Annotated in this window: 19 protein-coding genes; 3 read left to right on the forward strand and 16 right to left on the reverse strand. The window is 72.7% G+C overall.

Going from position 1 to position 24,625, the window contains the following annotated elements; genetic code table 11:
* The 4 genes from OG439_RS14665 to OG439_RS14680 all read right to left on the reverse strand — a co-directional run bounded on the left by OG439_RS14665 (position 1) and on the right by OG439_RS14680 (position 4,290).
* The gene (locus OG439_RS14665) at positions 1-2,550 is read right to left on the reverse strand and encodes a glutaminase domain-containing protein (RefSeq protein WP_326949909.1); all 2,550 of its coding nucleotides are present in this window, start codon (positions 2,548-2,550) and stop codon (positions 1-3) included.
* A 387-nt stretch (positions 2,551-2,937) separates the two neighbouring features.
* Complete coding sequence (locus OG439_RS14670; RefSeq protein WP_326949910.1) at positions 2,938-3,171, reverse strand: hypothetical protein; 234 nt, start codon at positions 3,169-3,171, stop codon at positions 2,938-2,940.
* 87 nt (positions 3,172-3,258) lie between these two features.
* Positions 3,259-3,525 (reverse strand): DUF1883 domain-containing protein, encoded by a 267-nt coding sequence (locus tag OG439_RS14675; protein ID WP_247052126.1) that lies wholly within the window; start codon positions 3,523-3,525, stop codon positions 3,259-3,261.
* 291 nt (positions 3,526-3,816) lie between these two features.
* Complete coding sequence (locus OG439_RS14680) at positions 3,817-4,290, reverse strand: MarR family winged helix-turn-helix transcriptional regulator (RefSeq protein WP_326949911.1); 474 nt, start codon at positions 4,288-4,290, stop codon at positions 3,817-3,819.
* 52 nt (positions 4,291-4,342) lie between these two features.
* Here OG439_RS14680 and OG439_RS14685 point away from each other — a divergent pair, with 52 nt between their 5' ends.
* On the forward strand, positions 4,343-5,788 hold the full coding sequence (locus tag OG439_RS14685; protein ID WP_326949912.1) for a phenylacetate--CoA ligase family protein: 1,446 nt from the start codon (positions 4,343-4,345) through the stop codon (positions 5,786-5,788).
* On the opposite strand, the gene OG439_RS14690 is transcribed toward OG439_RS14685, so the two are convergent.
* Both OG439_RS14690 and OG439_RS14695 read right to left on the reverse strand, forming a co-directional pair.
* Positions 5,785-8,346, reverse strand: coding sequence for a hypothetical protein (locus OG439_RS14690; RefSeq protein WP_326949913.1), 2,562 nt, complete (start codon positions 8,344-8,346; stop codon positions 5,785-5,787). The two genes, OG439_RS14685 and OG439_RS14690, sit on opposite strands and share 4 nt — an antisense overlap.
* Before the next feature lie 100 nt (positions 8,347-8,446).
* A complete protein-coding gene (locus tag OG439_RS14695; RefSeq protein WP_326949914.1) occupies positions 8,447-9,430 on the reverse strand; it encodes an aminoglycoside phosphotransferase family protein in 984 nt (327 codons plus the stop codon).
* Positions 9,431-9,562: 132 nt separating this feature from the next.
* On the opposite strand from OG439_RS14695, the gene OG439_RS14700 reads away from it, so the two are divergent.
* Positions 9,563-9,937 (forward strand): STAS domain-containing protein, encoded by a 375-nt coding sequence (locus tag OG439_RS14700; RefSeq protein WP_326949915.1) that lies wholly within the window; start codon positions 9,563-9,565, stop codon positions 9,935-9,937.
* A gap of 1 nt (position 9,938) precedes the next feature.
* Here the strand turns inward: OG439_RS14700 and OG439_RS14705 are convergent, their stop codons facing one another.
* The 10 genes from OG439_RS14705 to OG439_RS14750 all read right to left on the reverse strand — a co-directional run bounded on the left by OG439_RS14705 (position 9,939) and on the right by OG439_RS14750 (position 23,047).
* Complete coding sequence (locus OG439_RS14705) at positions 9,939-10,640, reverse strand: RraA family protein (protein ID WP_326949916.1); 702 nt, start codon at positions 10,638-10,640, stop codon at positions 9,939-9,941.
* A gap of 29 nt (positions 10,641-10,669) precedes the next feature.
* Positions 10,670-10,993, reverse strand: coding sequence for a divalent-cation tolerance protein CutA (gene cutA / locus OG439_RS14710; protein WP_326949917.1), 324 nt, complete (start codon positions 10,991-10,993; stop codon positions 10,670-10,672).
* A gap of 259 nt (positions 10,994-11,252) precedes the next feature.
* A complete protein-coding gene (locus OG439_RS14715; protein ID WP_326949918.1) occupies positions 11,253-12,926 on the reverse strand; it encodes an Hsp70 family protein in 1,674 nt (557 codons plus the stop codon).
* A gap of 5 nt (positions 12,927-12,931) precedes the next feature.
* On the reverse strand, positions 12,932-14,164 hold the full coding sequence (locus OG439_RS14720) for a hypothetical protein (RefSeq protein ID WP_326949919.1): 1,233 nt from the start codon (positions 14,162-14,164) through the stop codon (positions 12,932-12,934).
* Positions 14,161-15,636 (reverse strand): dynamin family protein, encoded by a 1,476-nt coding sequence (locus OG439_RS14725; RefSeq protein ID WP_326949920.1) that lies wholly within the window; start codon positions 15,634-15,636, stop codon positions 14,161-14,163. The genes OG439_RS14720 and OG439_RS14725 overlap by 4 nt, the downstream gene beginning before the upstream one ends.
* Complete coding sequence (locus tag OG439_RS14730; protein WP_326949921.1) at positions 15,633-17,474, reverse strand: dynamin family protein; 1,842 nt, start codon at positions 17,472-17,474, stop codon at positions 15,633-15,635. The genes OG439_RS14725 and OG439_RS14730 overlap by 4 nt, the downstream gene beginning before the upstream one ends.
* Positions 17,475-17,500: 26 nt before the next feature.
* Positions 17,501-19,090 carry a hypothetical protein gene (locus tag OG439_RS14735; protein ID WP_326949922.1) on the reverse strand — a complete coding sequence of 530 codons (1,590 nt, stop codon included), beginning with the start codon at positions 19,088-19,090 and terminating at the stop codon, positions 17,501-17,503.
* 129 nt (positions 19,091-19,219) lie between these two features.
* Positions 19,220-21,793, reverse strand: a complete 2,574-nt coding sequence (locus OG439_RS14740) for an AAA family ATPase (RefSeq protein ID WP_326951550.1) — start codon at positions 21,791-21,793, stop codon at positions 19,220-19,222.
* On the reverse strand, positions 21,706-22,602 hold the full coding sequence (locus OG439_RS14745; RefSeq protein WP_326949923.1) for a hypothetical protein: 897 nt from the start codon (positions 22,600-22,602) through the stop codon (positions 21,706-21,708). Before OG439_RS14745 ends, OG439_RS14740 begins: the two co-directional genes overlap by 88 nt.
* Before the next feature lie 4 nt (positions 22,603-22,606).
* Positions 22,607-23,047 carry an LppU/SCO3897 family protein gene (locus tag OG439_RS14750; protein ID WP_326949924.1) on the reverse strand — a complete coding sequence of 147 codons (441 nt, stop codon included), beginning with the start codon at positions 23,045-23,047 and terminating at the stop codon, positions 22,607-22,609.
* A 142-nt stretch (positions 23,048-23,189) separates the two neighbouring features.
* On the opposite strand from OG439_RS14750, the gene OG439_RS14755 reads away from it, so the two are divergent.
* Positions 23,190-24,602 carry a hypothetical protein gene (locus tag OG439_RS14755; RefSeq protein WP_326949925.1) on the forward strand — a complete coding sequence of 471 codons (1,413 nt, stop codon included), beginning with the start codon at positions 23,190-23,192 and terminating at the stop codon, positions 24,600-24,602.
* Positions 24,603-24,625: the final 23 nt, after the last annotated feature.

The raw sequence follows: 24,625 nt of genomic DNA on the forward strand, positions 1-24,625 counted from the left end.
TCAGACGAACCGCCACAGGTGGTCCGGGGAGCCGTTGTCGTCCCACTGCGTCACCTGCGCGCCGTCCGCGGTGGACTGCTGGTCGACCGCCATGACCTTGCCGCTGCGGACGTTGACGACCTTCGACCAGCCGCCGCCGGCGTCGACGATCCGCCAGTTGTGGTCCGGGGTGCCGTTGTCCTGGTACTGCTGCACGTGCGCGCCGTTGTCGAGGCTCTGGTCGTGCACGGCCAGGATCTTGCCGCTGTTGCGGTTGACGATCCGGGCCGTGCCGTCGCCGTTGTCGACCACCGCCCAGAGGTGGTCGGCGCTGCCGTTGTCGCTCCACTGGGTGACCTCGGCGGTGTCGGCCAGTGACATGTTCGACACGGCGAGGACTTTGCCCGACCGCTGGTTCTGGAGCTTGAGCCAGACCGTCGCCGAGCCGGCGGGGCGGGTCAGCAGCGCCAGGTAGCCGCCGGCGACCGGGCGGGCCTGGAAGCCGCGCTGGGTGGCGTCGGCCACGACGTACCAGTCGGTGAACGGCACGCGCTGCGGCGTGCTGTTCGCGAAGCTGTAGACGCCCTCGACCATGGTGTTCCGGATGTTCGGCTGGTCGGTGAGCCAGGCCGCGGTCCACAGCTCCCAGTCGGCCTTCGTGTAGTTGTTGCGCGGGTCGAGCAGCACGCCGTGGGCGCCCGCGCGGGCCTGGTACCAGGCCGCCTCCTGCGCGGCGACGCCCAGCGGGACCAGGTCGAGGCCGAGCACGCGGTCGGCGAAGCCGTTGTACTTGAGGCTCCACGTGCCGGGCTGGTCGTAGGCGAGCTTCAGGTGCTGGCCGGACGTGTCCTGCGCGAGCGTCACCCACTGGCTGACGTAGCTGCGCGAGACCGACCGGTAGCGCTGGGCGTCGGCGGTGTTGCCGGTGGCGCTCGCGATGACGCCCATCGCGCCGACGCCGACGATGCCCTTGAGCGCGAGGTTGGCGCTGTGGGCGATGAACCCGGTGAAGTCGTCGGTCTGGTTCTGGAAGCCCGGGTCGAGGGTGTTGCCGACGAGGTACTCGGCCCACTGCCGCAGGATCCGGTAGTGCGTGGTGGCGAAGGCGCTCGCCTCCGCCGCCGGCAGCCGCTGCACCAGCGCGGCGGCCATGATCAGCATGTTGGCCGACTCCTCGACCGGCATGCTCTCCTCGTTGCCGTCGTTGTGCCCGGTCGCGTCCGGGTAGTGCGTGCCGACGTCGTGCTCGGCGAACTGCATCGGCCAGCCGCCGTGCTCGGGGTAGTCGAGCAGCGGCTCCAGGATGAGCCGCAGGTAGGCCGGGGACAGGTAGAGGTAGGCCGGGAACGCCGGGTAGGTGACGTCCACTGTGGACATGTTGCCGCTGGAGGAGATCTCCTTGAGGAAGGCCCACGGCGCGCCGCCGCGGTCGACCAGCTCGGTGCCGCCGAACGCCTGGCGCAGGGCGAGCGCGCAGATCCCGGCGTAGTGCTCGCCGGTGGTGCCGCCGCCGGCCGCGGCCACGGCGTCGTCGTGCAGCCGCTGGTCGATCGCCGTCGCCGCCGACAGCGCGGCCGCGTGGTCGGCCGCGAACCAGACGGCCATGTCCTGCCAGCTGCCCCAGTAGTGCGTCCACCAGGGCTTCAGCTCCGCCCCGAGGTAGCGCACGGCCGGGGTCCGGACGTGGCCGATCGAGAGCGTGAACGGCGCCGACGTCCCGCCGGCCGCGATCGTGCCGAGGTTCTTGTTGAACGCGAGCACCGGCCAGCGGTCGCTGATCGCGCGCGGCTGCGCGGTGTCGCTGGTGTTCGGCAGGGTGCCCTGCCCGGCGGACGCGGCGCGCACGACGGTGTCCTGCCCGATCTGCCAGGTCGTCCCGGCGGTCGGGGCCGCCACCACGAGGGAGCCCCAGCTGGCCTGTTCGCCGTTCTCCTGCAGCACGCCCGGGCTCGCCGGGGTGCAGCTCAGCAGGGTCTGGCCGCCGGACTGCTGCTGTGTCCAGGTGACCGGGGTCGCGGTGTTGCCGTGCACCCACTCGGCCGAGGTGTCGAAGTGCAGGTCGACGGCGTGCGCGCGGCCGTCGGTGCTGGTGGCCTGGATGGTCACGTAGCCGAACGGCACGGACTGGCGTTGCAGGTTCGCCGGGTCGACGGGCGAGAAGAACGTGACGGTCAGGTTCACCCCGCCGCCGCCGAGGACGTAGGTCGAGCGGGTGCCGGTGACCTGCAGGCTCACCTGCGTCATCGGGGTCAGCGCGGGCCCGGACGGCAGGGCGGGCGAGCCGGCGAAGACGTAGGCCACGCCGTCGATGCGGGCGAGGCCGCACAGCGCGGTGGTGTGCCCGTTCCAGAAGCTCGCCCAGGTGCCGGGCAGGTTGTCGGACGGCTGCCAGGCGGACAGGTACGGCGAGCGGACGATCAGCGGCGTGGCCGGCGGCCGGAGCGGGCTGAAGGTGCCGGCGGCGGCCGCCACACCGGGCAGCCACAGGGCGGCGGCGACCGCGGCGGCCGTCCCGCCGGCGAGCCGCAGGAGGTCGCGGCGGGACAGGTGATCGCGTGCACGGGAGGACATCGATGGCCCCTTCTACGGCGTGTGACCGGAGCGACGAACAACGCAGGGACACTTTTACATCGTTGATACAACGTTGTAAATCCGCCAATGGTCGGCGCCTCCGGTTGCTCCGGGTGCCGAACGGACCACGCTGCGCTCTGGTCCGGTGCCACCCGAGCCCGCCGTTCGGTCGGCGCTGACCTGGCCGGACAGTGGTTCGGGGCCGCCGCGGACCGCACGCCGGACAGCTCGCCCCGGGTCGTTCGGCGCGGATCGCTGTCTGGCCGGTTCCTGTCCACTCCGGGCAGGATCGGACCATGCCCGGCCGCCCCGCCGACCTCGTCTTCGCCGGCGGGCCGGCGCACACCGCGGACGCGGCTCGCGGCCGGGTCCGTGACCGTCACCGGATCACGGCGGCCGGGCCGGGCGCGCGGCCCCGAGCAGCTCCCAGACCTCCTGGACCGTCGGGAGTCGTTGCGCGACAGGGGTTTCCGCGCGGAGAGCGTCAAGGTCATGCAGGACGGCGTGGCCGAGAACCGGACGGCGGCGATGCAGCGGCCCTAGCTTGGCGGTGACCACAGTGGACTGAGCTTCGTCGACCCGGTGGCACTGCGCGAGCACGTCACGATGCTCGACGCGCACGGGTTCCCTTCGAGGGCCCCGAAAGCGAGATCGGGGCCACGAAGGTCGCGATCAGCGGCGGCCGGTGCGTCCACGAGGCGTGCGGGCTCAGGGCACGACGCTCACCCGCGGGTGCAGAGGCAGGCTTTCCAGCCCCTCGACGTCGAGCACCAGGAACCAGTGCGCGTTGGCCGGGATGTGGATCTTGAACATCGGTGCGGTGGCCACCCCGCCGTGCATCCGGTAGTACTGCCGGCGCCGGTAGGCCTCGAAGTTGACCGCCGTCAGGAGCCTGACGTTGGCCATCGCGGCCAGCCGGATGGTGACCACCGCGTCTCTTCGTACCTTCCCCAGGTCGAACACCTTCGGTTGCATTCCGTCCTCTTCCACGCGTGTGTTTCACCCAGTTGTCCGAGGTCGGCGCTCGACGACGCGAGAGATCGGAAGCCACCAGACCGGGCCCGGCCTTCCGGCTCGCACGGCCGTCGGAGCGTCGCTGCGTGCCCAGTCACGGTCGGCGAACCTCCAGATGCGGGACCGAATCTGGACGTACCCAGCCACGCCGTACGCCACGCACCGCAGGCCGCTTCCACTCGTCCGGCCTAGTTCTTTCGGGCCGGCAGCACGGGTTGACCCGCCAGTCGGCCGAGCCCGATCCACCACCCGTCAGGGGTCCTGACGCCGGGACTCCGCCAGTGAACCGAGGGCCAGGACGCCGTGCTGGAGTCCTTCACGGAACGTCGCGCGTTGGCCCGGGCTCAGGTCGGCGAGCAGCTCCCGCTCGACCTCCCCCACCGCGGGCGCGCAGCCGGCGAGCAGGGCCCGCCCGGTAGCGGTGAGGCTGGCCAGCAGGACGCGCTTGTTGTCCGGCTTGGGCGTCCGCTCGATCAGGCCGCGCTTCTCCAGCGCCAGCACCATCTCGTGCATCGTCTGCGGCCGCAGGAACGACCGGCGCGCGAGCTGGGCCGACGACAGCGGGCCGCTCGCCTCCAGCACGGTGAGCGCGGTGTACTGCAGCGTGGTGAGCCCGAGCTCCCGCAGGGCGTCGTCCAGCAACGCCCGGATGGCCAGCTCCAGCCGCTTGACCAGGTACAGGGTCAACGGCGCGCCGGTGGCGGGCTGCTCCGCGGAGGTGCTCACGCGCCCATCATGGCACCTCGGGGCGGTGCCGGCCGGACGCTATGCTGCGATCATGGACCACGGTCGGCAGGCCCGCGTGCGCCAGGCGTTCGACACCTTCTTCGCAGCACCCGGGCCGGCGCCCGCGGACCAGGTTCTCGACCTGTTCCGCCGGACCGCGGAGACCGTGCCCGCGTACCGGAAGTTCCTGGGGGACCACGGGATCACGCCGGAGTCGGTGACGACGCTCGAGGACTTCCGGCGGCTGCCGCTGGTCGACAAGGCGGGCTACCACCGGAAGTACCCGCTGCCCGAGCTGTGCCGCGACGGCACGTTCGCCGGCCTCGACATGATCGCCGTCTCCTCCGGCTCCAGCGGGCACCCGACCATCTGGCCGCGCGCGCTGGAAGACGAGCTGCACGTCGCCCGCCGGTTCGAGCAGGTCATGGTCGACGGCTTCCACGCCGACGAGCGCAGCACCCTCGCCGTCGTCTGCTTCCCGCTCGGCACCTGGGTCGGCGGCCTGTTCACGACGGCGTGCGTGCGCCACCTCGCGGCCAAGGGCAGCCCGATCACCGTCGTGGCGCCGGGCAACAACAAGGCCGAGATCCTGCGGGTGCTGCCCGAGCTGGCGCCGCACTTCGAGCAGGTCGTGCTGCTCGGCTACCCGCCGTTCGTCAAGGACGTCGTCGACACCGGCGTGGCCGAGGGCGTCGACTGGCCCGCGTACGCGATCAAGCTCGTGCTGGCGGGCGAGGTGTTCAGCGAGCAGTGGCGTGACCTCGTCGCGCAGCGGGCCGGGGTCGCCGACCCGGTCCGCGACATCGCGTCGCTCTACGGCACCGCCGACGCCGGCGTGCTCGGCACCGAAACCCCGGTCTCGGTGGGCATCCGCCGGTTCTTCGCGGACCGGCCCGAGCTGGCGCGCGAGGTCTTCGGCGACGCGCGGCTCCCGACGCTGGTGCAGTACGACCCGGCGAGCCGGTTCTTCGAGGTGCACGAGGGCACGCTGGTCTTCACCGCGGACGGCGGGATCCCGCTGATCCGCTACCACATCGCCGACGACGGCGGCGTCCTGCCGCACGCCGACCTGCTCGCCTACTGCGCCCAGCACGGCTTCACCCCGCCCGAGGGCCCGGAGCTGCCGTTCGTGTACGTCTTCGGCCGGTCGCTGTTCACGGTGTCGTTCTTCGGCGCGAACGTCTACCCGGAGAACGTCACGGTCGGGCTGGAGCAGCCGGGCATCAGCGCCACGGTGACCGGCAAGTTCGTCATCGAGTCGGTGGAGGACGAAGACCGCGACCGCCGGCTGCGCATCACGGTCGAGACGGCCCCGAACGCGACGGCGGACGCGGGCCGCATCGCGGAGTCGGTGCGCGAGCAGCTGCTGCGGCTCAACAGCGAGTACGCGCACTACGTCCCGGCCGAGCGGCAGCTGCCGGACGTCGTCCTGCGCCCGGCGGGCGACCCGGAGTACTTCCCGGCCGGGGTGAAGCACCGCTACACGCGGCCGTCCTAGGGTTTGACGAGCTTGCGGAAGCGCTCGCGGCGCTCGTCGGACGACGAGCCGTCGGCGATGTCGTCGTCGAACCACGAGCACAGCGCGTCCCACAGGTCCGCGCGGGCGGCGAAGTCGTCCTGGGTCTGCTCGACTTCGGCGATGTCGGCCACGAGCTGGTCGAGCCGCAGGTCGCAGAGGCGGACGTACTCGCGGACGACGATGTTCGCGTCCATGCCCGTCCGGCCCTTCGCGCCCGCCGCGCCGCGCAGCTGGGCGTGCAGGCGTTCCTCGTTGTACAGCGGGAAACCGCTGATGGCCCCGGGGTAGCCGCAGTCGGTCGACCACTCGCGGAACGCGCTGATCGCCTGGTACCGCGTGTACCAGTCCTGCTTCCCGGTGGCCAGGTCCGCCAGCCGGCGCCACGCGTCGCGGTCGGTGGACCGCCAGCGGTCGAGCACCCGGCCGTCCTGGACCGGGGCGGGGTCGAGGGCCCGCAGCCGCCAGAAGTGCGCGCGGCAGCTGGCGATCTCGCAGACGAGCTGGCGGACGTAGCTGACCTGTTCCCAGACGTGCGCGCGCTGCGGGCGCAGCGGCGCGGCGCGGTCCGGTGAGAAGGTGACCATCTCGAACACGCGGAACAGCTCGTGCCCGCGCAACGCGGCGAGGTCGGGGTCCTCCCCCATCACCCACGACCGGCGCTCGGGCAACCGTCCACTGTGGCTGATCGTGGCGGCGTGGTAGAGCTCGCGGACGGCGCGGCGGGCCACCTCGTCGCGCGTTTCCCCGGTCAGGCGCGGGTTCCGGGCGCGGTCACGCAGGTCGCGCTCGCCGCGCGGGCCGACTTCGAGCATCGCGACGGCGTACACGCTCGCCGCGTTGTAGCACTCTTCCCACGACTTGCGCGGCCCCGCCGCTTCGACGGTGTCGTCGAGCGCCTGCGGATCCGGGGGCCAGCGCCGGTCCGGGCAGACGTCGGCCAGCTTGACGCGGCTGCCGGGGTAGGCCGGGCGGGGTTCGGGGACGGCGCCGGACATCGGCTCGACGTCCGCCATCGCCCGCCGCAGCACCGCCCAGACCAGCGAGAGGTCGAGCGCGCGGTTGGTGAGCTGCTCCCAGCTGCGGCGCCAGCGCCTGCCGAAGTTCCGGTAGTCCGCGACGAGCCGCTCGATCTCGTACTGCGACAGCGCGCAGAAGTACGACCGCATCTCGGCGGCGCGCTGGTTGTACTCCGCCAGCTGCTCGAGCGTCGCGTCCTGGACGACCAGCTCCGGCACCGACACGCGCATCACGCGCCGGTGCAGTTCGAGCCGCTTCTCCCGCGGGATCGCGTACGGCCGGGTCCGGACGTCGAGCTCGACGTAGCGGCGGAACCGCAGCTCCAGCGCGGCCCGCAGTTCCGCGCGGCGCAGCGCCCGGGCGTCGCCGGGGACGCCCGCGGTGGTCCGGCGGACCCACCACGAGCCGGCGACCGAGTCGCCGTGGCCGAGGACCAGGGCGTGCCGGTAGCGGGCGATCAGCAGCGCGACGTCGCGGCTGCGGCCGGCGTGGCGCGGCTGACGGGCGAAGTCCTCGCCGATCCACCACCGGGCCAGCTTCGGCTTTCCCCTGCTGCACAGGGTGATCACGTCGTCGTAGGTGGCGAGCGCGTCGAGGTGCAGGTCCAGCTGCTCCTGCAGGGCGGCGATCTCGAGTCTGATGTAGACGTTCGACGGGTCGAGGCTGAGCGCGCGGTAGTACTCGGCGAGGGCCTCGTCGTAGCGGCGGTAGGTGATGAAGTGGTTGGCGCGCTGGTAGGCGTCGAACAGCTCGTACGGGATCTTCGCGTCGCGCCAGGCGGCCCAGTGGATGTTCGTGCGGACGTAGGCGCTGCGCGGGATGACGAGCGCGGCGACGGCGTTGGCCGCGCGGTGCAGCACGCGCGGCCAGCTCTCGTCCTCGATCACCAGCGGGCTGGCGGCGAAGCGCGGGCACCGTACGAGCTCCAGGATCAGCTGGTAGCGGCCGGAGGTGTTGCCGGGCCGGACGGTGCCGGTGACGGTGAACGCGGCGGGCGGCTGCGCGAGCCGGATCAGCTTGGTCGCGGCCTTCCACCAGCCGTCCGCGGATTCGCCGGCGTTCTCGACGATCTGGATGAAGTCGTAGGAACCGCCGACGCCCGGCACGGAAGTCGGGGTGTAGAGCCGCGAATCGTTCAGGATCCGCTTGAAGGCGGCGGTCAGCTCGACGGCGGAGTCGATCTCGCGGTCGTGGCTGGCGTCCGGGCGCTCGTCGGCGAAGAGGCGGATGTCGATCTGGTTGGCCCGGAACGCCGCGGCTTCGAGCCGGGCCTTGCCGGTGAAGTACAGCGTCAGGACGGCCGAGATGACGACCACCGACGTCTGCAGGACGGTCCAGGTGATGACGCTCGCGACCTTCGGGTCGCGGATGAAGGTCAGCTCCTGGAAGAAGGGAAGGTAAGGCACGATCGCGAAACCGGCCGCGACGAGACCCGCCGTCACCGCCGCGAGCCACCACCTGATCCGGTGCGCTTCCGGAAGTTCCGCTTGATCGAACCCGCCGTGTCGTTGCCCGGCCACCCGTCGACCACCCCCTCGTGTCAGATTACTCGCCCAGGGGGTGCGTTTCGTTACGGCCCGTGATCTGCGATTTCCGCGATGACCGCGGCGTGGCACCGTCTCATCGGGACGCCGACGCGTGGTCCGCCACCAGCTCGTCCAGCCGCCGCCGCGCCGCGGTCACCCGCGCCGGATCCGGGCCGGTCAGCTCCGCCCGTGACGGCAGCACCGCGGTCAGGCCCCAGGCGCGGCCGCGGGCCCACGTCGCGTCGTCGACGTCGAGGGCCTTGCGGAACTCCGCGCGGCCGTCGGCGTACAGGACCGACCACGCGGCGATCAGGTCGCACGCCGGGTCGCCCACCACCAGGGTGCCGAAGTCGATCACCGCGCTCAGGCGGCCGTTGCGGGACAGCAGGTTCGCCGGGGCCGGGTCGCCGTGGACCCAGACCGGCGGCCCCTCCCACGGCGCCACCGCGCGGGCCGTTTCCCAGACCGCCGCCACCGCGTCGAGGTCCACCAGGCCCGCCAGGGCTTCGATGCGCGGTGCCAGCCGGGCCGGCGCGATCGCCGAGTCGCGTTCGTCGGTCGTCGAGACGCCGCGGAAGCCGTTGCTCCACTGCGGTGGCGGGCCGCCGGTGGTGTCCGCGCCGCGCAACGCCGTGAAGAACGCGGCGAGGTCGGCCGCGACGCCGTCGACGCGGTCCGGGTCGACGGCTTCGCCCGGCAGCCAGCGGTAGACCGACCACGGGAACGGGTAGCCCGCGCCCGGTTTGCCCTCGGCCAGCGGGACCGGGACCGGGAAAGGCAGGTGCGGCGCCAGTTTCGGCAGCCACTCCTGTTCGCGCGTCACCTGCCCGGTCCACCGCGCGAACCGCGGCAGCCGCACCGACATGTCCGGCCCGAGGCGGTAGGTCGCGTTGTCGACGCCCTGGGCCGGCGCCGGCTCCACCGCGAGTCCCGCCCAGCGCGGGAACTGCGTCTCGACGAGGCGGCGGACCACGGCGGCCGTGATCGTCGCTTCGGCCGAGGAAAGATCACCGGTGACCACGAAGGACGTCCCCCATTCGGCACGCCCGGCCGGGGTACGGCGGGCACGGCCGATCACAGCGGGTACCCGTGCACCCTGTCCAGCGAATTTGGCGGCAGTGGTTCACGAAGATCGAGTGCAGTACGATGACGATTAACGGCTGAGCCGAGCTTCACGGCTCTCCGCAGCCCCGAGGAAAGGTGTGCCGCGATGGTTCCCGAACCACGACCGGCCGACCACGAACTCGCCACCGCCTGGGTGGACGCCCACGGCAGGCTCTCGATCGACGTCCACCACCCCCGGCCGCGCACCGTGCTCGTGCGGGTGGCCGGCGAGATCGACCTGAGCACCGCGCGCAAGCTCGACGAGGTGCTGCAGGCCCGCGTGGCCCCGGAGATCGACGAGGTGATCGTCGACCTCGGTGACATCACGTTCTTCTCCGTCGCCGGGCTGAACTCGCTCATGCGGGCCCGGCTCCTCGCCGACACCGCGGGCGCCCGCCTCACGATCGACGCCGAGGGCTCGCGCGCCGTCCGGCGGCTGTTCGCCCTGCTGCCGACGGAAAGCCTCTCGTCCGCCCGGTGAGTCACTCCTCGATCGCACCGCCGACGGCCCGCAGGTGCGCGCGGAAGGTGAGCGCCGGGTCCGTTTCCCGCGCGGCGAGGAAGTCCGCGAACCGGACCTGCTCGCGCAGCGACTCCCCCGCCCGGATCCGGTCGGCCTGAAGGCGTTCGGTGTCGCGGATCCCTTCGGCGAGGGCGAACAGCTCCTCCGCCCGGTCCGCCGGGACGAACAGGACGCCGTCGTCGTCGCCCAGCACCAGGTCCGACGGCCCGATCCGCCACACACCGACGATCGCTTCGGCCAGCCCACCGTCGACGCGGGGCCCGAGGTTCAGCGGCCCGGTCGGGAGCGAGCCGAGGCTGAACACGGGCAGGCCGATCTCGCGGATGTCGGCGGTGTCGCGGTGCAGGCCCCAGATCACCACCCCGGCGAGCCCGGCGGCGCGTGCTTCGAGGACCACGAGGTCACCGACGCAGCTTTCGTCGACGCGGCCGCCGTTGTCGACGACCAGCACGCCGCCGGGGACGGCGTGCTCGAACGCCTCCAGGAAGACGTCGACGCTGCCGACGTGCCGGGCCGGGACCGCCGGCCCGAGCAGGCGGCTGCCCGGCACCACCGCGCGGGTCGGCGCGGGGGCGCAGCGCACGGGCAGCCCGGCGCGGACGCAGGCGTCCGCGAGGTGGGCGGTGGTCAGCGTCGCGAAGCGCTGCCTGAGATCGTCCATTCCCTGACCCTAATCAGCGAACGGCGCGCTCAGCCACGGGTTTCCGCGGTCAGCCAGGCCAGGTAGGCCGCGCTGCCGCCCTCGATCGGCGTGGCGATCACCTCGGGCAGGTCGTAGCGGTGCAGCTGCGCGATCCGCGAGGTGAGCGCGGCCACCCGGTCGGCCGTCGTCTTGATCTCGACGCGCCACTCCTGGTCGGTCTGGACCGCGCCTTCCCAGCGGTAGACGCTGGTCACCGGCCCGACGATCTGCGCACACGCGCCCAGCCGCGCCTCGATCGCCTGCGCGGCCAGCTCACGAGCCGCAGCCTCGGAGTCGGTCGTGGTCGTCACGATCACGTGCTCTGCCACCATGCCCGCGAGGCTACCGGCGACGGCTCATCGCCAGTGCGCCGAGCAGCGGCCCGAGGGCGGCACCGGGACCGCGGCACGCCAGCCGATCGGCCTCGGTCGGTTCGTGTGATCGGCACGCCGACACGCGTGATTACAGGGTCGACACGCGTGATTGCAGGGACGACACGCCGCCCGGCCCGGAGCCGGGGCGCGGAGGCCTGGGCGCGGGCCGTGCCCCCCGACGGTGCACGGCCCGCGCCCCTTTCGGGCTCCCCCTGGCTCAGGGCGTGGGCTTTGCGCTCGTGGTGGTCGTCCAGCTGGTGGTCGTCGTCGGGGTGGTGGTGTGTGTCGGGGTCGTGGTCCGCGGCGGGGTCTTGCGGTGCGTCGTGGCCGGTGGGTTCGTGTGCGGTGGGGCCACCGTCGCGTGGGTCGTCTCCGGTGTGTCCGACGGCGACGGGATGCTGACCAGCGTCGGCGTGTCGCTCGTCGATGCCGGCGCCGACGTCGGGTCGCCGGCCGAGCCGCCACCGCCCGAGCTGCTCACCGCCACGGCCACCCCGCCGATCGCCACCACCGCGACCGCGCACAGGCCGATCACGACTCCGCGGCGCGACGCGCGGCGTCCCGGGCTCGCGCCTTCGCCCTTGCCGCGGCCTAGCGACGGCGGGGGCGCGCCCACACCGGGGGTGGCCATCGCGCGCGTCTCCTCACGCGGTGCGGGCGCCCGCCGGGCGTCGGGTCGCGCCGGGACACCGGCCGGCGGTGTCCGCGGCACCTCGAGCCCGTTCGGCGGCGTTCGCGGCACCGCGAGGCCGTTCGGCGGCGTGCGCGGTGCCGGTGGCCGGGGCACTCCGGGGAGCGGCAGCTGGGCCTGCGTCGCCTGCACCAGGCCGGACCGGCCGGACGCCAGCGCCGCGGCACCGAGCGCGACGCCGTACTTCGGGTGGATGTCGACCGCGGTCGGGCGGCCCAGCTCGGCCGACACCAGCTGCGACACCAGCGGGATCCGCGACGAGCCGCCGACCAGCAGCACCGCGCCGAGGTCGGCGGGCTGGAGGTTCGCCGAGCGCAGCGCGCGGTGCAGTGAACCGATCGTCGCGGTGATCGACGGGCGGATCATCTCCTCGAATTCACCACGTGTGAGGCGCACCTCGGTCTGCACCGACGGCAGCAGCACCGGCACGGCCGTCTCGGTGTCGGCGGAGAGGGCTTCCTTGGCCAGCACGCATTCCTGGCGCAGCCGCACCACCGCGGCGACCGCGCCGGGGTCGTCCGGGTCGATCTGCGACAGCTTGCCGTCGAGCGCGCGGTCGACGTGGGCGAACACGGCCTCGTCGAAGTCGACGCCGCCCAATCCCTCGATGCCCTCGGGGGTGCCGAGGATCTCGAAACCGCCACCGCGCTTGCGCAGCACGGTCGCGTCGAACGTGCCGCCGCCGAGGTCGTACACCGCGACGACGGCGCCGTCCTCCAGCCGTTCCTGCGCCGCGTAGTGCGCGGCCGCGGCCTCGGGCTCGGTGATCAGGCCGACGCGGTCGATCCCGGTCAGCTTGGGCACCTGCTCGAACAGCTCCCGCTTGTACGGGCCCCAGTTCGCCGGGTGCGTCAGCGTGATCCGATCGGGCCGGCCGCCCTGCTGCCCGGCGACCGTCCGCACGACGTGGCCGAGCAGGTGCGCCATCAGCGACGCCACCGAGTGCGGCGCGCCGCCGAGCAGCACCGGCGTCGGGTCGCCGAGACGCCGCTTGAACTCCCGTGCCACCCGGTCCGGCTCGACAGCCGCCCGCCGGTTCGCCGCGTCGCCGACCAGCACGCTGCCGTCCGCCCGCAGCAGCACCACCGACGGGATGGCCGCCGTGCGGTCGCCGAGCGACACCATCTCGACGTGGCCGGCACTGTCGACGGCGGCGGCCGTGAAGGTCGTGCCGAGGTCGATGCCCAGTCCGTAGCCCATTGTTGTCAGCCTCCGCCGTCCGCGTGCGCATGGTGATCGAAGTGGTGGTGCTCGTCCGCGTCCGGAACCGGCTGCGGTTCCTCGGGCGGTTGCTCGTGGTCCGGCGGGCCGGGTGGCTCCAGCGGCCGCGGGTCGTGCCGGTCGTGCTCGCCGGGTGGTTCCGGCGGCTCGCCGGCCGGGTCCGCCGGCTCCGGTTCGTGGTGGTGGTCCTTCGGCGGTTCGAACGGGTGCTCTTCCCGGGGTTCGGGCCGCGAACCGGTCACTTCCCCGGCGTCGTGGTGCGCCCGCTCGGGCTCGTTCGCGAAGCTGAGCGGCTTCGACGCCGGGTGGTCGGCGAGCGCGGACGACGTCGCCAGCGTCGTCGTCTCGACGGCGACCGGCGCGGCCGCCGGAGCGTCCACTGTGGACGGCTGACGGCTGAAGGTGACGACCGGCGCCGACGGCGGTCCGGGCACCGACGGCGCGGGAGCGGTGACCGACGTCGTCACGGACGTCCCGCGGGCCCGGTCGCCGACCGTCTCGGTCTGGTGGATGGTCGGCCCGGCCGGCTCGCCGAAGGGATCTTCGGCGGTCGCCTTCTCGTCGGCGGTGATCCCGACCTCGATGCCCGGCGGGCCGGTCTCGGCCGCGTCGAGCGCGACCGTCTCCTCCTGGAACACCTCGATGTCGCCGTGCCCCGGCGCGTCGGGCGTCAGCGCGTAGCTCAGCGAACCCTGGTGCTCGACGCTGATCGTGCCGTCCGGGTTCTCGTGCACCACGACGTCGGCGTCCTGGAAGATGTCGATGTCCGTGTCGCCGGGGGTGCCGTCGCCGGGCACGACCAGGTGCTGGTGGTCGACGTAGACCTCGTCGTGGCCGTGGTTGTGGACGACGAACCGTTCGGTGGCGTCGATGACGAAGTTGCCGAACGCGTCCTCGTGGACGTCGATCTGCTCGAACTCCTCGACCGTCGGGAGGTCCGCCAGCGGTGTGCCGTCGGTGGTCTCCGGGTGCCAGGTCGTGCCGGTCTGCGCCTCGACGGAACCGTCTTCGCCGCGGGTGACGGTCGTCGTCTCGACGTGCGGCACGTACTCGTGGCCGGACGCGTCTTGCGCCGTCTCGGCCGCAGCCGGTTCCGGCTGTGGCGGCGGCGCGCTCGGCGACCCCGGCGTGAGCGCGTTGCCCAGCACCTCGGAGACGGTGGCGCCGGCGACGGCCGCGACCGCCTTCTTGATCTTCCCTTGCACGTGGTCGCTCACGACAGGACCTCCGCCCGGGCTTCGCTGAGCAGGATTCCCTCGCAGGTCCGCACGAGGACGCGGGCCGCGTCGCGGACGTCGCGGGGCGAGGCCGGGTGCTCGGCGCGCCGCTGCCACCTCAGCAGCTGCGCGCCGAGCGCCTGCCGGATCGCCGCGCGGCCGGCGTCGGCCGGCAGGCCCAGCCGGCTCGGCACGTCCACCCCGGCCGCGCCGAGCAGGCGTTCCGCGTCGCGGGCCTCGTCGGTGGTGAACAGCACGACGCCGAGCCGGATCGAGTCGATCAGCTGGATCTCGGCGAACTCGTGCGCGCCGGCGACGATGCGTTCCCATTCGTGCAGCAGCCCGCCGGTGCGGTCCGGGTAGGCCCGCAGCACCAGTTCCACCGCCTGCAGGGCCGAACGGGCCTTGAGGACGTCGGCCCGCGCGGCGAACTGGGTGGTCAGCAGCTGCCGGAGGCGGTGCAGGCCGCTGCGGGCCAGCAGTTCCCCCGACAGCGCCCGCGCGCCGGTCACCAGGCCGCCGCCGGTCAGCTCGACGGCCAGCCGGACGCCGAAGAGGCCATAGCGGTTGAGCAGGTCCGCGCGCTGCATCGCCGGAACGTCCACTGTGGACTCTGCCCGGGCGAACCGGTCCGCCGACGTCAGCAGCCGCGCCAGCTCGGCCGGCGGCGCGGCGGCCAGCAGCCCGAACGCGCGGTACTCGGCCTCCTTCAGCGACGCGGCGGAGCCGGCCAGCAGGCCGGCCACCGGCACGACGGTCTGGCAGAGCCCGCGGACGCGGGGGTCCCGGGCGTAGCGGGCGGCGACCTTCGCCGCGGAGTCCAGCGCGTCCGTGCGGGCGTGCCCGACCTCGTCGGCCCGTGACAGCACGCCGATCGTGTTGACCGGTCGCCGTTCGGCTGGGTCGTCGTGGAAGGCCTCGAGGAACCGGACGTCGTCGCCGTGCACGTGCCGCATCAGGTAGATCACGGCGTCCGCGGTGCCGACGCCGTCGCGGTCCGGGACCAGCGCGACCTCGGTGCGCTCGGAGACCGACGGCCGCGCCGAGCCCAGCCCGGGCGTGTCGATCAGCGTCATGGCCCGCAGCGCGGCGGACGGCCAGTCGACGACCAGGCGGTCGACGTCGTCCGGCGCCATGCCGAGCTCGAGGCCGAGGGTGCCGCTGAGCCGGCCGAACGGCAGCTGGCGCGGCATCCCGCGGACCGGGTGCAGCATGATCCGGTAGGTCGGGCCGTTGCGGTACCAGGTGACGACGCGGGTGCACTCCCCCGCGTCCGTCGCGGCCAGTTCCTGCCCGACCAGCGCGTTCAGCAGAGTGGACTTCCCGGCCTTGACGCGCCCGGCGATGGCGACGCGCAGCGGCTCGGCCAGCCGGCCGGCGATCTGGCGCAGCGCCGGCTCGGCGGGCGTGCCGGCGTACCCGGCGCACGCGCGGGCGACGAAGCCGCGGACCTGGACGTACAGCGTGGTCATCGCGTCACCGCCGCTACCGGTTTGGGCGTGCTGCGCAGAGTGAGTTCGTCGGCGCGGCGGCCGAGCACCTCGAGGGCTTCGATGTCGGCCTCCAGCCGGTTCAGCTCGCCTGTCTCCGATTCGTCTTCGACCACGGCCTTCTTCGCCGCGGCCAGCGCCTCGGTCAGGGAGCGCTGCAGTTCTTCGACGCGCGCGCTGTAGGCGTCGCGGAGTTCTCGCTGGACGGTCCGCATCGCGTCGCGGGAGTCCTTGCCCACCTGGAGGTTGAACTCGTCGACGAACCGGCGGACCGCGGTCTTGGCCAGGCCGCGGCGTTTCTCGAGCTGCCGCTTGCGCTCGTCGAGGAACCCGGAGCGGCCCATCAGCAGGCCGGCCGCGATGCCGAACGGCGTCGGGATGGCCAGCGCGGCCATCTTCGTGAGCATCGAGAACATCAAGAAACCGCTGTAGGCCTTCTGGAACGCGGCCATCCCGGTGGTGCCGCGGGTCTTGACACCGGTGAACGACGAGTCGATGTCGATCTCTTCGACCACGGTGACGGGCGCCTGCACCTCGCGCGGCAGCACGGCCTGCGACTCGGCGAGCTCGAAGTGCTCGGCGACCCGGCCGGCCAGTCCGCGGGCCTGCTTGATGAACGTCGCGTAGTTCTCCAGGGTCTCGTTCGCCAGCCGCTGCCGCAGCCACTTCTCGAACTCGGGCCAGTTCTTGGCCGGGTCACCCTCTTCGATGGCCTCTTCGGCCTCGTGCAGGACACCGCGTGACCGGGCGCGCAGGTCGTAGTCCACATCGGACGAGATGTCGGCGAACCCGTCGAAGAGCAGCTGCTGCCACTTGGAAGACTGGCTGCGCAGCGCGTCGACGCGGTCGTTGACCCGGGTCAGCTCCGCGATCAGCGCGGCGGACTGCTCGGGGTGCGCCAGCGAGGTGCGGCGCGACCGCAGCGCGGCGTGCAGCTGGCCGACGGCGGACCCGACGTGCAGGCCGACGGCGTTGAGCGCCGAGCGTTCGGCGTCACCGACCACCCCCTGGAGGTGCTTGACCAGCTGCGGGAAGCCGGACTCGACGTTCATCTCCTGGTCGGCCGAGCGGGCCGCGACCGTCCGCAGCTCCGACGAGACGGCGATGGTGTCGATGGTGATGCCGCAGGCGTCGAGGTGGCCGGCGTTGAGCTCGAGGATCCGGCGCCAGTGCGGGTAGAGGTCGGTTTTGGTGAGGACGAAGAACACCGACGGGCAGAGTTCTTTCACCGTCCGGAGAAACCGCAGCTCGGCGGCGGTCAGCTCCTGCGAGGCGTCGGAGAGGAACAGGACGGCGTGCGCCCGCGGCAGCGAGCTGACGGTGACGGCGTTGTGCAGCGAGCCGAGGCCGCCGACGCCGGGGGTGTCGACCAGCACCAGCCCGCCGGAGAGCAGCTGGCGGCTGATCGACGCCGTGACGGACTTGAGCTTGCGGACGTTGCCCGGGTTCCCGGCTTCACTCACGTGAGACGGCAGGTCTTCGAGGGAGATCCGCTCGGTCCACGGCGGCGACGACGGATCGGCCGGCTCGTAGGTCGCCAGGGCCCCGGACTCCGGCGCGAACCGAACGGCCGTCGGCACCGCGGTCGCGATGTCGTCGTCGACCGGGCAGATCTTGGCGGTGAGCAGGGCGTTGATGAGAGAACTCTTGCCCTGCTTGAACTCCCCGACGACGTAGACGGTGATGTCGGGCTCGGACAGCAGGCGCCGGGCGTCGGTGAGGCGCTGGACGAGGTCTTCCCGTCCGTAGGCCTTGGCGCCCTTGACCGCGAGGTCGAGGGTGTCGAGGGCGATGCGCCCCCCGCCGCTCGGCTCCTGCATGACCGCTCCCATTCCCTCAAGCCGGCTCAGATGTGGTGGTCGACGTCGTGGTGGTGATCGACGTGGTGATCGTGCTGCGCGGCGTCGTGGTGCTGCTCGTGTTCGTGGCCGTGGTGCTCGGTGGCCGCCTGCTCGTTGAACTGGTTGCCGCCGTGACCGCCCGAGCCCTGCTCGTTCTGGAAGATGTCGCCGCCGCCGCCGTGGCCGCCTGTGGAGGCCTGCTCGTTGAACTGACTGCCCCCGTGGCCCGCACCCTGCTGGTTCTGGAAGATGTCGCCGCCGCCGCCGTGGCCGCCCGTGGAGGCCTGCTCGTTGAACTGATTCCCACCGTGGCCACCGGAACCCTGCTCGTTCTGGAAGATGCTGCCGCCGTGACCACCGGTCGACGCCTGCTCGTTGAACTGGCTGCCCCCGTGACCCGAGCCCTGCTGGTTCTGGAAGATGTCGCCGCCACCGTGGCCGCCCGTGGAGGCCTGCTCGTTGAACTGGTTCCCACCGTGCCCACCGGAACCCTGCTCGTTCTGGAACACGTCGCCGCCGTGACCACCCGTGGAGGCCTGCTCGTTGAACTGGTTCCCGCCGTGGCCACCGGAACCCTGCTCGTTCTGGAAGATGCCCCCGCCGTGACCACCGGTCGACGCCTGCTCGTTGAACTGGCTGCCGCCGTGACCGCCGGAACCCTGCTCGTTCTGGAACACGTCGCCGCCGTGACCACCCGTGGAGGCCTGCTCGTTGAACTGGTTCCCACCGTGCCCACCGGAACCCTGCTCGTTCTGGAAGATGTCGCCGCGGCCGCCGTTCGAGGCCTGCTCGTTGAACTGGTTGCCCCCGGAACCGCCGGAGCCCTGCTCGTTCTGGAAGATCGCGCCGCCGATGCCGCCGCCGGTGGAGGCCTGCTCGTTGAACTGGTCACCGCCGTGCCCGCCCGAGCCCTGCTCGTTCTGGAACACGTCGCCGCCGTGACCACCCGTGGAGGCCTGCTCGTTGAACTGGTTCCCACCGTGCCCACCGGAACCCTGCTCGTTCTGGAAGATGTCGCCGCGGCCGCCGTTCGAGGCCTGCTCGTTGAACTGGTTGCCCCCGGAACCGCCGGAGCCCTGCTCGTTCTGGAAGATCGCGCCGCCGATGCCGCCGCCGGTGGAGGCCTGCTCGTTGAACTGGTCACCGCCGTGCCCGCCCGCGCCCTGCTCGTTCTGGAACACGTCGCCGCCGTGGCCGGCCGAAGCCTGCTCGTTGAACTGGTTGCCACGTCCGGCACCTTGCTCGTTCTGGAAGATGTCCCCGCGGCCACCGTTGGACGCCTGCTCGTTGAACTGGTTCCCGCCGGAACCGCCCGAACCCTGCTCGTTCTGGAAGATGCCGCCCGAGCCACCGTTCGAGGCCTGCTCGTTGAACTGGTCGCCCCCGTGCCCACCCGAGCCCTGCTCGTTCTGGAAGATGTCCCCGCGACCGCCGTTCGAGGCCTGCTCGTTGAACTGGTCACCCCCGGAACCGCCCGAACCCTGCTCGTTCTGGAAGATGCCGCCCGAGCCACCGGCCGAGGCCTGCTCGTTGAACTGGTTGGCGCCACCGGAACCCTGCTCGTTCTGGAAAACGTCGCCCGACGAAGTCGTCATCTCGTGCACTCCTGACATTCGGATCGGTGAAGCCCGTGCCCCTCCGTTGTCACCAGTCTTGGGGCGAACCGGCCGCCGGTCATGAGTAGCGGGCTACTCGGCTTCCCGGCCGGGGACCGCGCGGACTACCTACGGGGCGTCGGCGGGACTACTCCCCACCTCGGGCCGGCCCACCACCGAAGCCAGCTCGCGGCGCCCGGAGATACCCAATTTCGCGTAGACGCCGTGCAGCACGTTGTCGACCGTCCGCACCGACACCACGAGCCGGTCGGCGACGGCGCGGCTCGTCAGGCCCGTCGCCACCAGGCGCGCGATCTCCAGCTCCCGGTCCGTCAGGTCCAGCGGCGTCTCCAGCAACGCCAACGCCGGCGTCGCGGCGTCCTCACAGGACCCCAGCCACGACCGCGCCCGCTGCGCCGACGTCCCCGCGCTGCCGAGCTTCCCCTCCGCCCGGTACACCCGCGCTGCCTGCGCCGCGGCCTCCGCGGCGAGCAACCGGGCCCCGGCGTCGGCGAAGCCGGTCGCGACCTCGTCCAGGGAAGCCGCGTCCGACGCGCGCGCGTGCTCCGCGTACAACGACGGGAGTCGCCCCTCCAGATCCACCGGAACGACCTCGGCGCCGAACCGGAGCACGTCGTGGCGCATCTCCGCCGCGAGCGCGAGCCGGCCCTCGGCAACAGCCGAGGCGGCCGCCGAAGCAGCGAGGTCGGCCGCCCGCGTCAGCTCGCCCCGCGCGGCCGCGACCCAGGCGTGGGCCCACGTGCCGAGCGGCCCCGGAACGTCGGGCGCGTTCGCGACCTTGCCGGTCATCGCCGTCGCGCGGGCCAGCGCCGCGACCACGGCGGGGCGGAAGGCGTGCGGCTGGTCGTGTGCCTCCGTCGCGAGGGCCTCGCGCAGCCAGCGGATCGCGCCGCGGAGGTTGCCGTAGGCCAGCGCGACCGTGCCCAGCGACGCCGACGCGCCGGCCAGCGCCGGGCCCCAGCGGTCCCGGATCGCGTCGCGGTAGCCGTCACCGGCCAGGTCCTCGGCCTCTTCGACGCGCCCCGCCCCGCAGAGCGCGACGATCCGCGCGTGCTCCAGCCGGGCCCGCGCGCCGGGCGCGTCGGCGTCGGAGATCCGGCCGGCGAGCGCCAGTCCCTCGTCGACGACGCCGAGGCACGCCTCGACGCGCCCGCTCTCCGCCAGGGCCCCGGCCGCGACGACCAGCGCCGCGAGCCGCAGCGGGTCGCCGCGGCGGTTGCGGTCCAGCACCGGGCCGAGCAGGTCGAGCGCGGCGCCGGCCGCCCCGGACGCCGCCCGCAAGGCCGCGCGGGCCGTCGCCAGCTCGTCCACTCCGGACGACACGGCCGTCTCCGCCGTGTCCAGCACCGCTTCGGCCTGCTCGGCGCGGCCGAGGCCGAACGCCAGGTTCCGGGCGCGGGTCGCGGCGACGCGGGCGTGCTGCACGTCCGACACCGTCTCGCCAGCCAGCTCGGCCAGGAGGGTGTCGGCGTCGGCGTGCCTGCCGCCGGCGATCCGCACCTGGGCCAGCAGGAACTTCGCGGCGAACCCGCCGCCCAGCCGGACGGCCTCCTTCGCCAGCTGCTCAGCCTGCGGGAAGTCCCTGCGCAGCAACGTCTCCGCCGCCGCGCGGACCAGCTGCGGGTCGGTCGGCAGCCCCGCCGCGAGCCGCCACCGGACCAGCCTCGGCTTGTCCTCGGCCCGGCGCGCGCCGGTCATGTCGAGCGTCTGGGCGAGGATCCGGAACGTCTCCCGCTGGCGCAGCGGCGACGTCCGCCGCCGGATCACCTCGGCGTAGAGCGGGTGCGCGAGCCGGACCTCGAGGCGCCGCCCGGTGCGTTCGGACACGACCAGCCCGGCCTGCTCAGTCGACGCGAGGACGCGCCCGGCACCGAGCCGCACCAGCGGGTCGCTGCCCAGTGTCTCGCCGAAGGCCAGCAGTTCCAGCAGCCGCCGCTCGTCGGCGTCGACGCGGTCGGTGCGGGTCTCGATCAGCTCGACCAGGCGCGGGGTGGCGCGCAGCGCCCCGCTCCAGCGCCAGACGCCGTCCTCGGCCGACAGCGAACCGCTGTCGAGCCCGCCCTGCACGAGCTCGCGCAGGAACAGCGGGTTGCCGAGGGAGAGGTGCCACAGCCGGTGCTCCGCGCCGTCGTCGAGCCGCCCGCCCAGCGCCGCGGTGAACAGTTCCCGTGTTTCCTGGCGGGTGAGTTCCCCGATGTCGAGCCGTTCCGCGACGCGGTCCTTCCACATCGCGAACACCGGATCGGGCACGCTCACCCCGTGCGGCGCGATCACCAGCACGAATGCGGCCGCCGTCGCCGCCAATTGGTGGACGAGAGTGGCGGACAAATCGTCGAGCAGGTGCGCGTCGTCGACGCAGAGCACCAGCCGCCTGCCTTCCGCGCCGCGGGTGAGGTGCGCGGCGACCTGGTTGAGCCGGTGCGCCCGGTCGGCGGTGCCGGTCGCGCCGCCGGGCAGCAGGTGGGCGAACGCCCCGAAGGGGATCGTCGAGGCCGACGACATCGCCCGCACCCAGTGCGTGCGGGCGCCCCCGGCCTCCAGCTCGGCCAGCAAAGCCTTGGCCAGCCGGGTCTTCCCGGCGCCGGCCCGCCCGGTCAGCAGCAGCCCGCACACCTCGGCGTCACCCAGCGCCCGGCGTGCGAACGCCAGCTCCCGTTCTCGGCCGACCAGCGGCCAGTCCATGCCCACGCGTGCTGCCTCCCCACCCCTCGCGCGGCTTTCCGGTGTCCGCGCACACCTCTTCTCCGGATAATGACGACGCCGGGGGCGCTCAAGTACCGGATTCGCACGACAATTTCGCATAAATCTCCGAGCGGCCCGGCAAATGCGACAGAACGGACAACAATTCCGCTACTCCGTGAGCATTTCCCGAGCATTCTCCCGACATCGTGATCAATGGTTTCCCGGTGATTCTTTTCCCGGCACACCATGATCCCGACGACCCGTGGCAGGACGACGGCGTTCCAGCCCGCCATCCCCGTGACGAGCCCGGGTTCCGGGCCGCCGGTCCACACGCGCACCTGCCCCGCCCGCAGGTCGCTGCCCAGCACCCGGCCCCACGGCACCTTCCCGGCGAAGAACCGGTGCCCGCGCAGCCCGCCGGCGTCGGCGTCGATCCGCGGCTGCCCGCCTCCCCCGAAGCGGGCCGTCCCGCCGGCCGTGATGGCTTCGGCCATGGTCGACGCGATCCGCGGGCAGGCCGCCGACTCCACCAGCTCGACCAGCCGCCGCCAGGTTTCGCGCGCGTCGTCCAGCTCACCCGGCGCGGCGTCGAACCCGAACCGGCACCGCACGAGGCCACTGGCCAGGCCGAGTGAGTAACTGGCCCGGTGCAGCCGGGCCGCCGCGTGGTAGGCGACCCGGTCCACCTCGCCCAGCCGGAACACCCGGTCGCCGATCGCGATCACGTCGCCCGCGGCGGCGAGCGTGCGCCCGCCGCTGGAGACCCGCAGTTCGCCGGAGCCGGTGAACGCGAACTTCGCGGCCGCCATCGTGTTATTTACCGGTCTTCGCCAGGCACAACACGACCCCGGTCTCGCCTTCCTTGCCCTCCCAGAACACCTGGTCGGCGTCGGGGTAGGCGCTGCACGCGCTGACCTGCGCCTCGGTCTGCGTCTTGTCCTCGACGCGCGCGACGACCTTCAGCGTCGCGGTGCTGTCGCCGCAGTCGACGATCTTCACGTAGTTCTCGCCGCTTTCGGTGACGCAGTTGCCGACCTGCGCGTTCTCGCCGTTGGACCGGGTGGCCACCCAGACCAGCGCGAGGATCGCGGCGACCACGATCAAGAAGATGGTGAGCACGATCTTCTGGCGCCGCTTCGGGTTCTTCGCCTGGGGCTGGGGCGCACCGCCGGGCGGCGGCGGGCCGGGCATCCCGGCCTGCGGCGGCACCGGCCCGGTCGGCTCCGGGTACTGGGGTCCGTTTGCCTGGGTCATGACGTTTCCTCCCTCGGGAACCTGCTGTCACCTCCTGGGCGTTCCATGCCGTTCCACCACGTTCCACCCGAAGTTCGAGACAGCGCCCGCACCGGCCCGCCAGGATGGGACGGCTCCCCGTACCCGAGGTGAGGACCCGAGGATGACCCGTCTGCCCGCCCTGGCCGTCTCCGTTCTGACGGCTTCCGCGCTCCTGACCGGCGGCACGGCGCACGCCGCGAGCCCGCCGTTCACCGGTTCGGTCTTCCGGGCCACACACAACAGCTACTCGGGCAACGTCGACGGCGCCAAGAACGCCCTGGCCTACCAGCTCGACCACGGCGTCCGGTTCATCGAGCTCGACATCCACGACAACGGCTACGCCACCTCGCACGACTACGGCGTCGGGCACGACTCGCCCGGCAACCTCGTCGACCACAGCGGCGGCAACCCGGCGTCGAACAACCTGCGCGACTGGCTGGCCACGGTCAACACGTGGTCGGCGGCGCACCCGGCCGCCGCGCCGATCGTCGTCATGCTCGACCTGAAGGACGACCTGACCGACAACCCGAACTTCGCGGCGGGCAACCTGACCGCGCTGAACCAGGAGCTGGAGTCGGTCTTCGGCGGCCGCCTGCTGCAGGCGAAGGACTACCCCGCGGGCCAGCCGACCGTGGACGCGCTGCGCGGCCGTGTGCTGCCGCTGCTCTCCGGCGATGCCGGGACGCGCGCGGAGTACAAGCGCGACGTCGGTTACCACCCGGCGGTCGCGCTGAACGGCCGCGGCCAGGTCGTCGAGGTGCACGACTCCGGCGGGGGCGGGCTCTGGTACTGGACCGGGACCTACGGCGCCGACGGGCGGATCACCTGGCTGCGGCACGGGAAGTACGACAACGGGCAGACCCCGGCCGTCGCGCTGAACGACAACGGCGACCTCGTCGAGGTCCACCAGTCGCAGACCGCGACCACGCTCTGGTACCGCGTCGGCAAGCTCGGTGCGGACGGCGAGATCACCTGGCAGGCCAGCCACCAGTACGACAACGGCGTGCTGCCGAGCCTGGCATTCACCAGCTCGTCCGGCACGCAGTTGCGCGAGATCCACCGGAGCCAGGGCAGCAGCCAGAACTGGAGCTGGAACGGCACGCTCTCGGGCACGACGGTCGCGTGGTCCGGCAACGCCAAGACGTCCGACGCGCGGTTCCCGATCGCCACGGCCACCAGCGGCGGCCGGACGGTGACGGTCCGGACCGCGGCCGACGGCCCGACCCCGGCGCAAACGCTGCGGGCGGACACGCCCGGCGTGACCGGCGACCGGATCCGCTACCGCCAGGTGGCCTTCGACGAGTTCCAGAAGGGCGACAGCGCGGAACTGCAGGACGGCGCGCTGTTCTACGGCGCGCCCGCGACGGAGTCGGCGTTCATCACCGCGGCCCGCCAGTCGGGCAAGCTGGTGCGCGGCTGGGACTTCGACTCGGCGGGCGACGCGACGACGCCCCTGGCGAGCTACCCGGCGTCCAACCACCCGTACGACGCCTGGTACGACACCCTGCTCACCCAGAACGGCGCGGTCCAGTAACGAAAAGCCGTGAAGGCCTGGCG

Source organism: Amycolatopsis sp. NBC_01307 (assembly GCF_035975215.1).
Lineage (GTDB): Bacteria > Actinomycetota > Actinomycetes > Mycobacteriales > Pseudonocardiaceae > Amycolatopsis.

Bases quoted from the DNA above. Each gene is read 5' to 3' on its own strand.
- OG439_RS14665 (WP_326949909.1), bottom strand. From the start codon at position 2,550: ATGTCCTCCCGTGCACGCGATCACCTGTCCCGCCGCGACCTCCTGCGG.
- OG439_RS14675 (WP_247052126.1), bottom strand. From the start codon at position 3,525: ATGCAACCGAAGGTGTTCGACCTGGGGAAGGTACGAAGAGACGCGGTG.
- OG439_RS14685 (WP_326949912.1), top strand. From the start codon at position 4,343: ATGGACCACGGTCGGCAGGCCCGCGTGCGCCAGGCGTTCGACACCTTC.
- OG439_RS14700 (WP_326949915.1), top strand. From the start codon at position 9,563: ATGGTTCCCGAACCACGACCGGCCGACCACGAACTCGCCACCGCCTGG.
- OG439_RS14705 (WP_326949916.1), bottom strand. From the start codon at position 10,640: ATGGACGATCTCAGGCAGCGCTTCGCGACGCTGACCACCGCCCACCTC.
- cutA (WP_326949917.1), bottom strand. From the start codon at position 10,993: ATGGTGGCAGAGCACGTGATCGTGACGACCACGACCGACTCCGAGGCT.
- OG439_RS14715 (WP_326949918.1), bottom strand. From the start codon at position 12,926: ATGGGCTACGGACTGGGCATCGACCTCGGCACGACCTTCACGGCCGCC.
- OG439_RS14725 (WP_326949920.1), bottom strand. From the start codon at position 15,636: ATGACCACGCTGTACGTCCAGGTCCGCGGCTTCGTCGCCCGCGCGTGC.
- OG439_RS14730 (WP_326949921.1), bottom strand. From the start codon at position 17,474: ATGCAGGAGCCGAGCGGCGGGGGGCGCATCGCCCTCGACACCCTCGAC.
- OG439_RS14735 (WP_326949922.1), bottom strand. From the start codon at position 19,090: ATGACGACTTCGTCGGGCGACGTTTTCCAGAACGAGCAGGGTTCCGGT.
- OG439_RS14740 (WP_326951550.1), bottom strand. From the start codon at position 21,793: ATGGACTGGCCGCTGGTCGGCCGAGAACGGGAGCTGGCGTTCGCACGC.
- OG439_RS14745 (WP_326949923.1), bottom strand. From the start codon at position 22,602: ATGGCGGCCGCGAAGTTCGCGTTCACCGGCTCCGGCGAACTGCGGGTC.
- OG439_RS14750 (WP_326949924.1), bottom strand. From the start codon at position 23,047: ATGACCCAGGCAAACGGACCCCAGTACCCGGAGCCGACCGGGCCGGTG.
- OG439_RS14755 (WP_326949925.1), top strand. From the start codon at position 23,190: ATGACCCGTCTGCCCGCCCTGGCCGTCTCCGTTCTGACGGCTTCCGCG.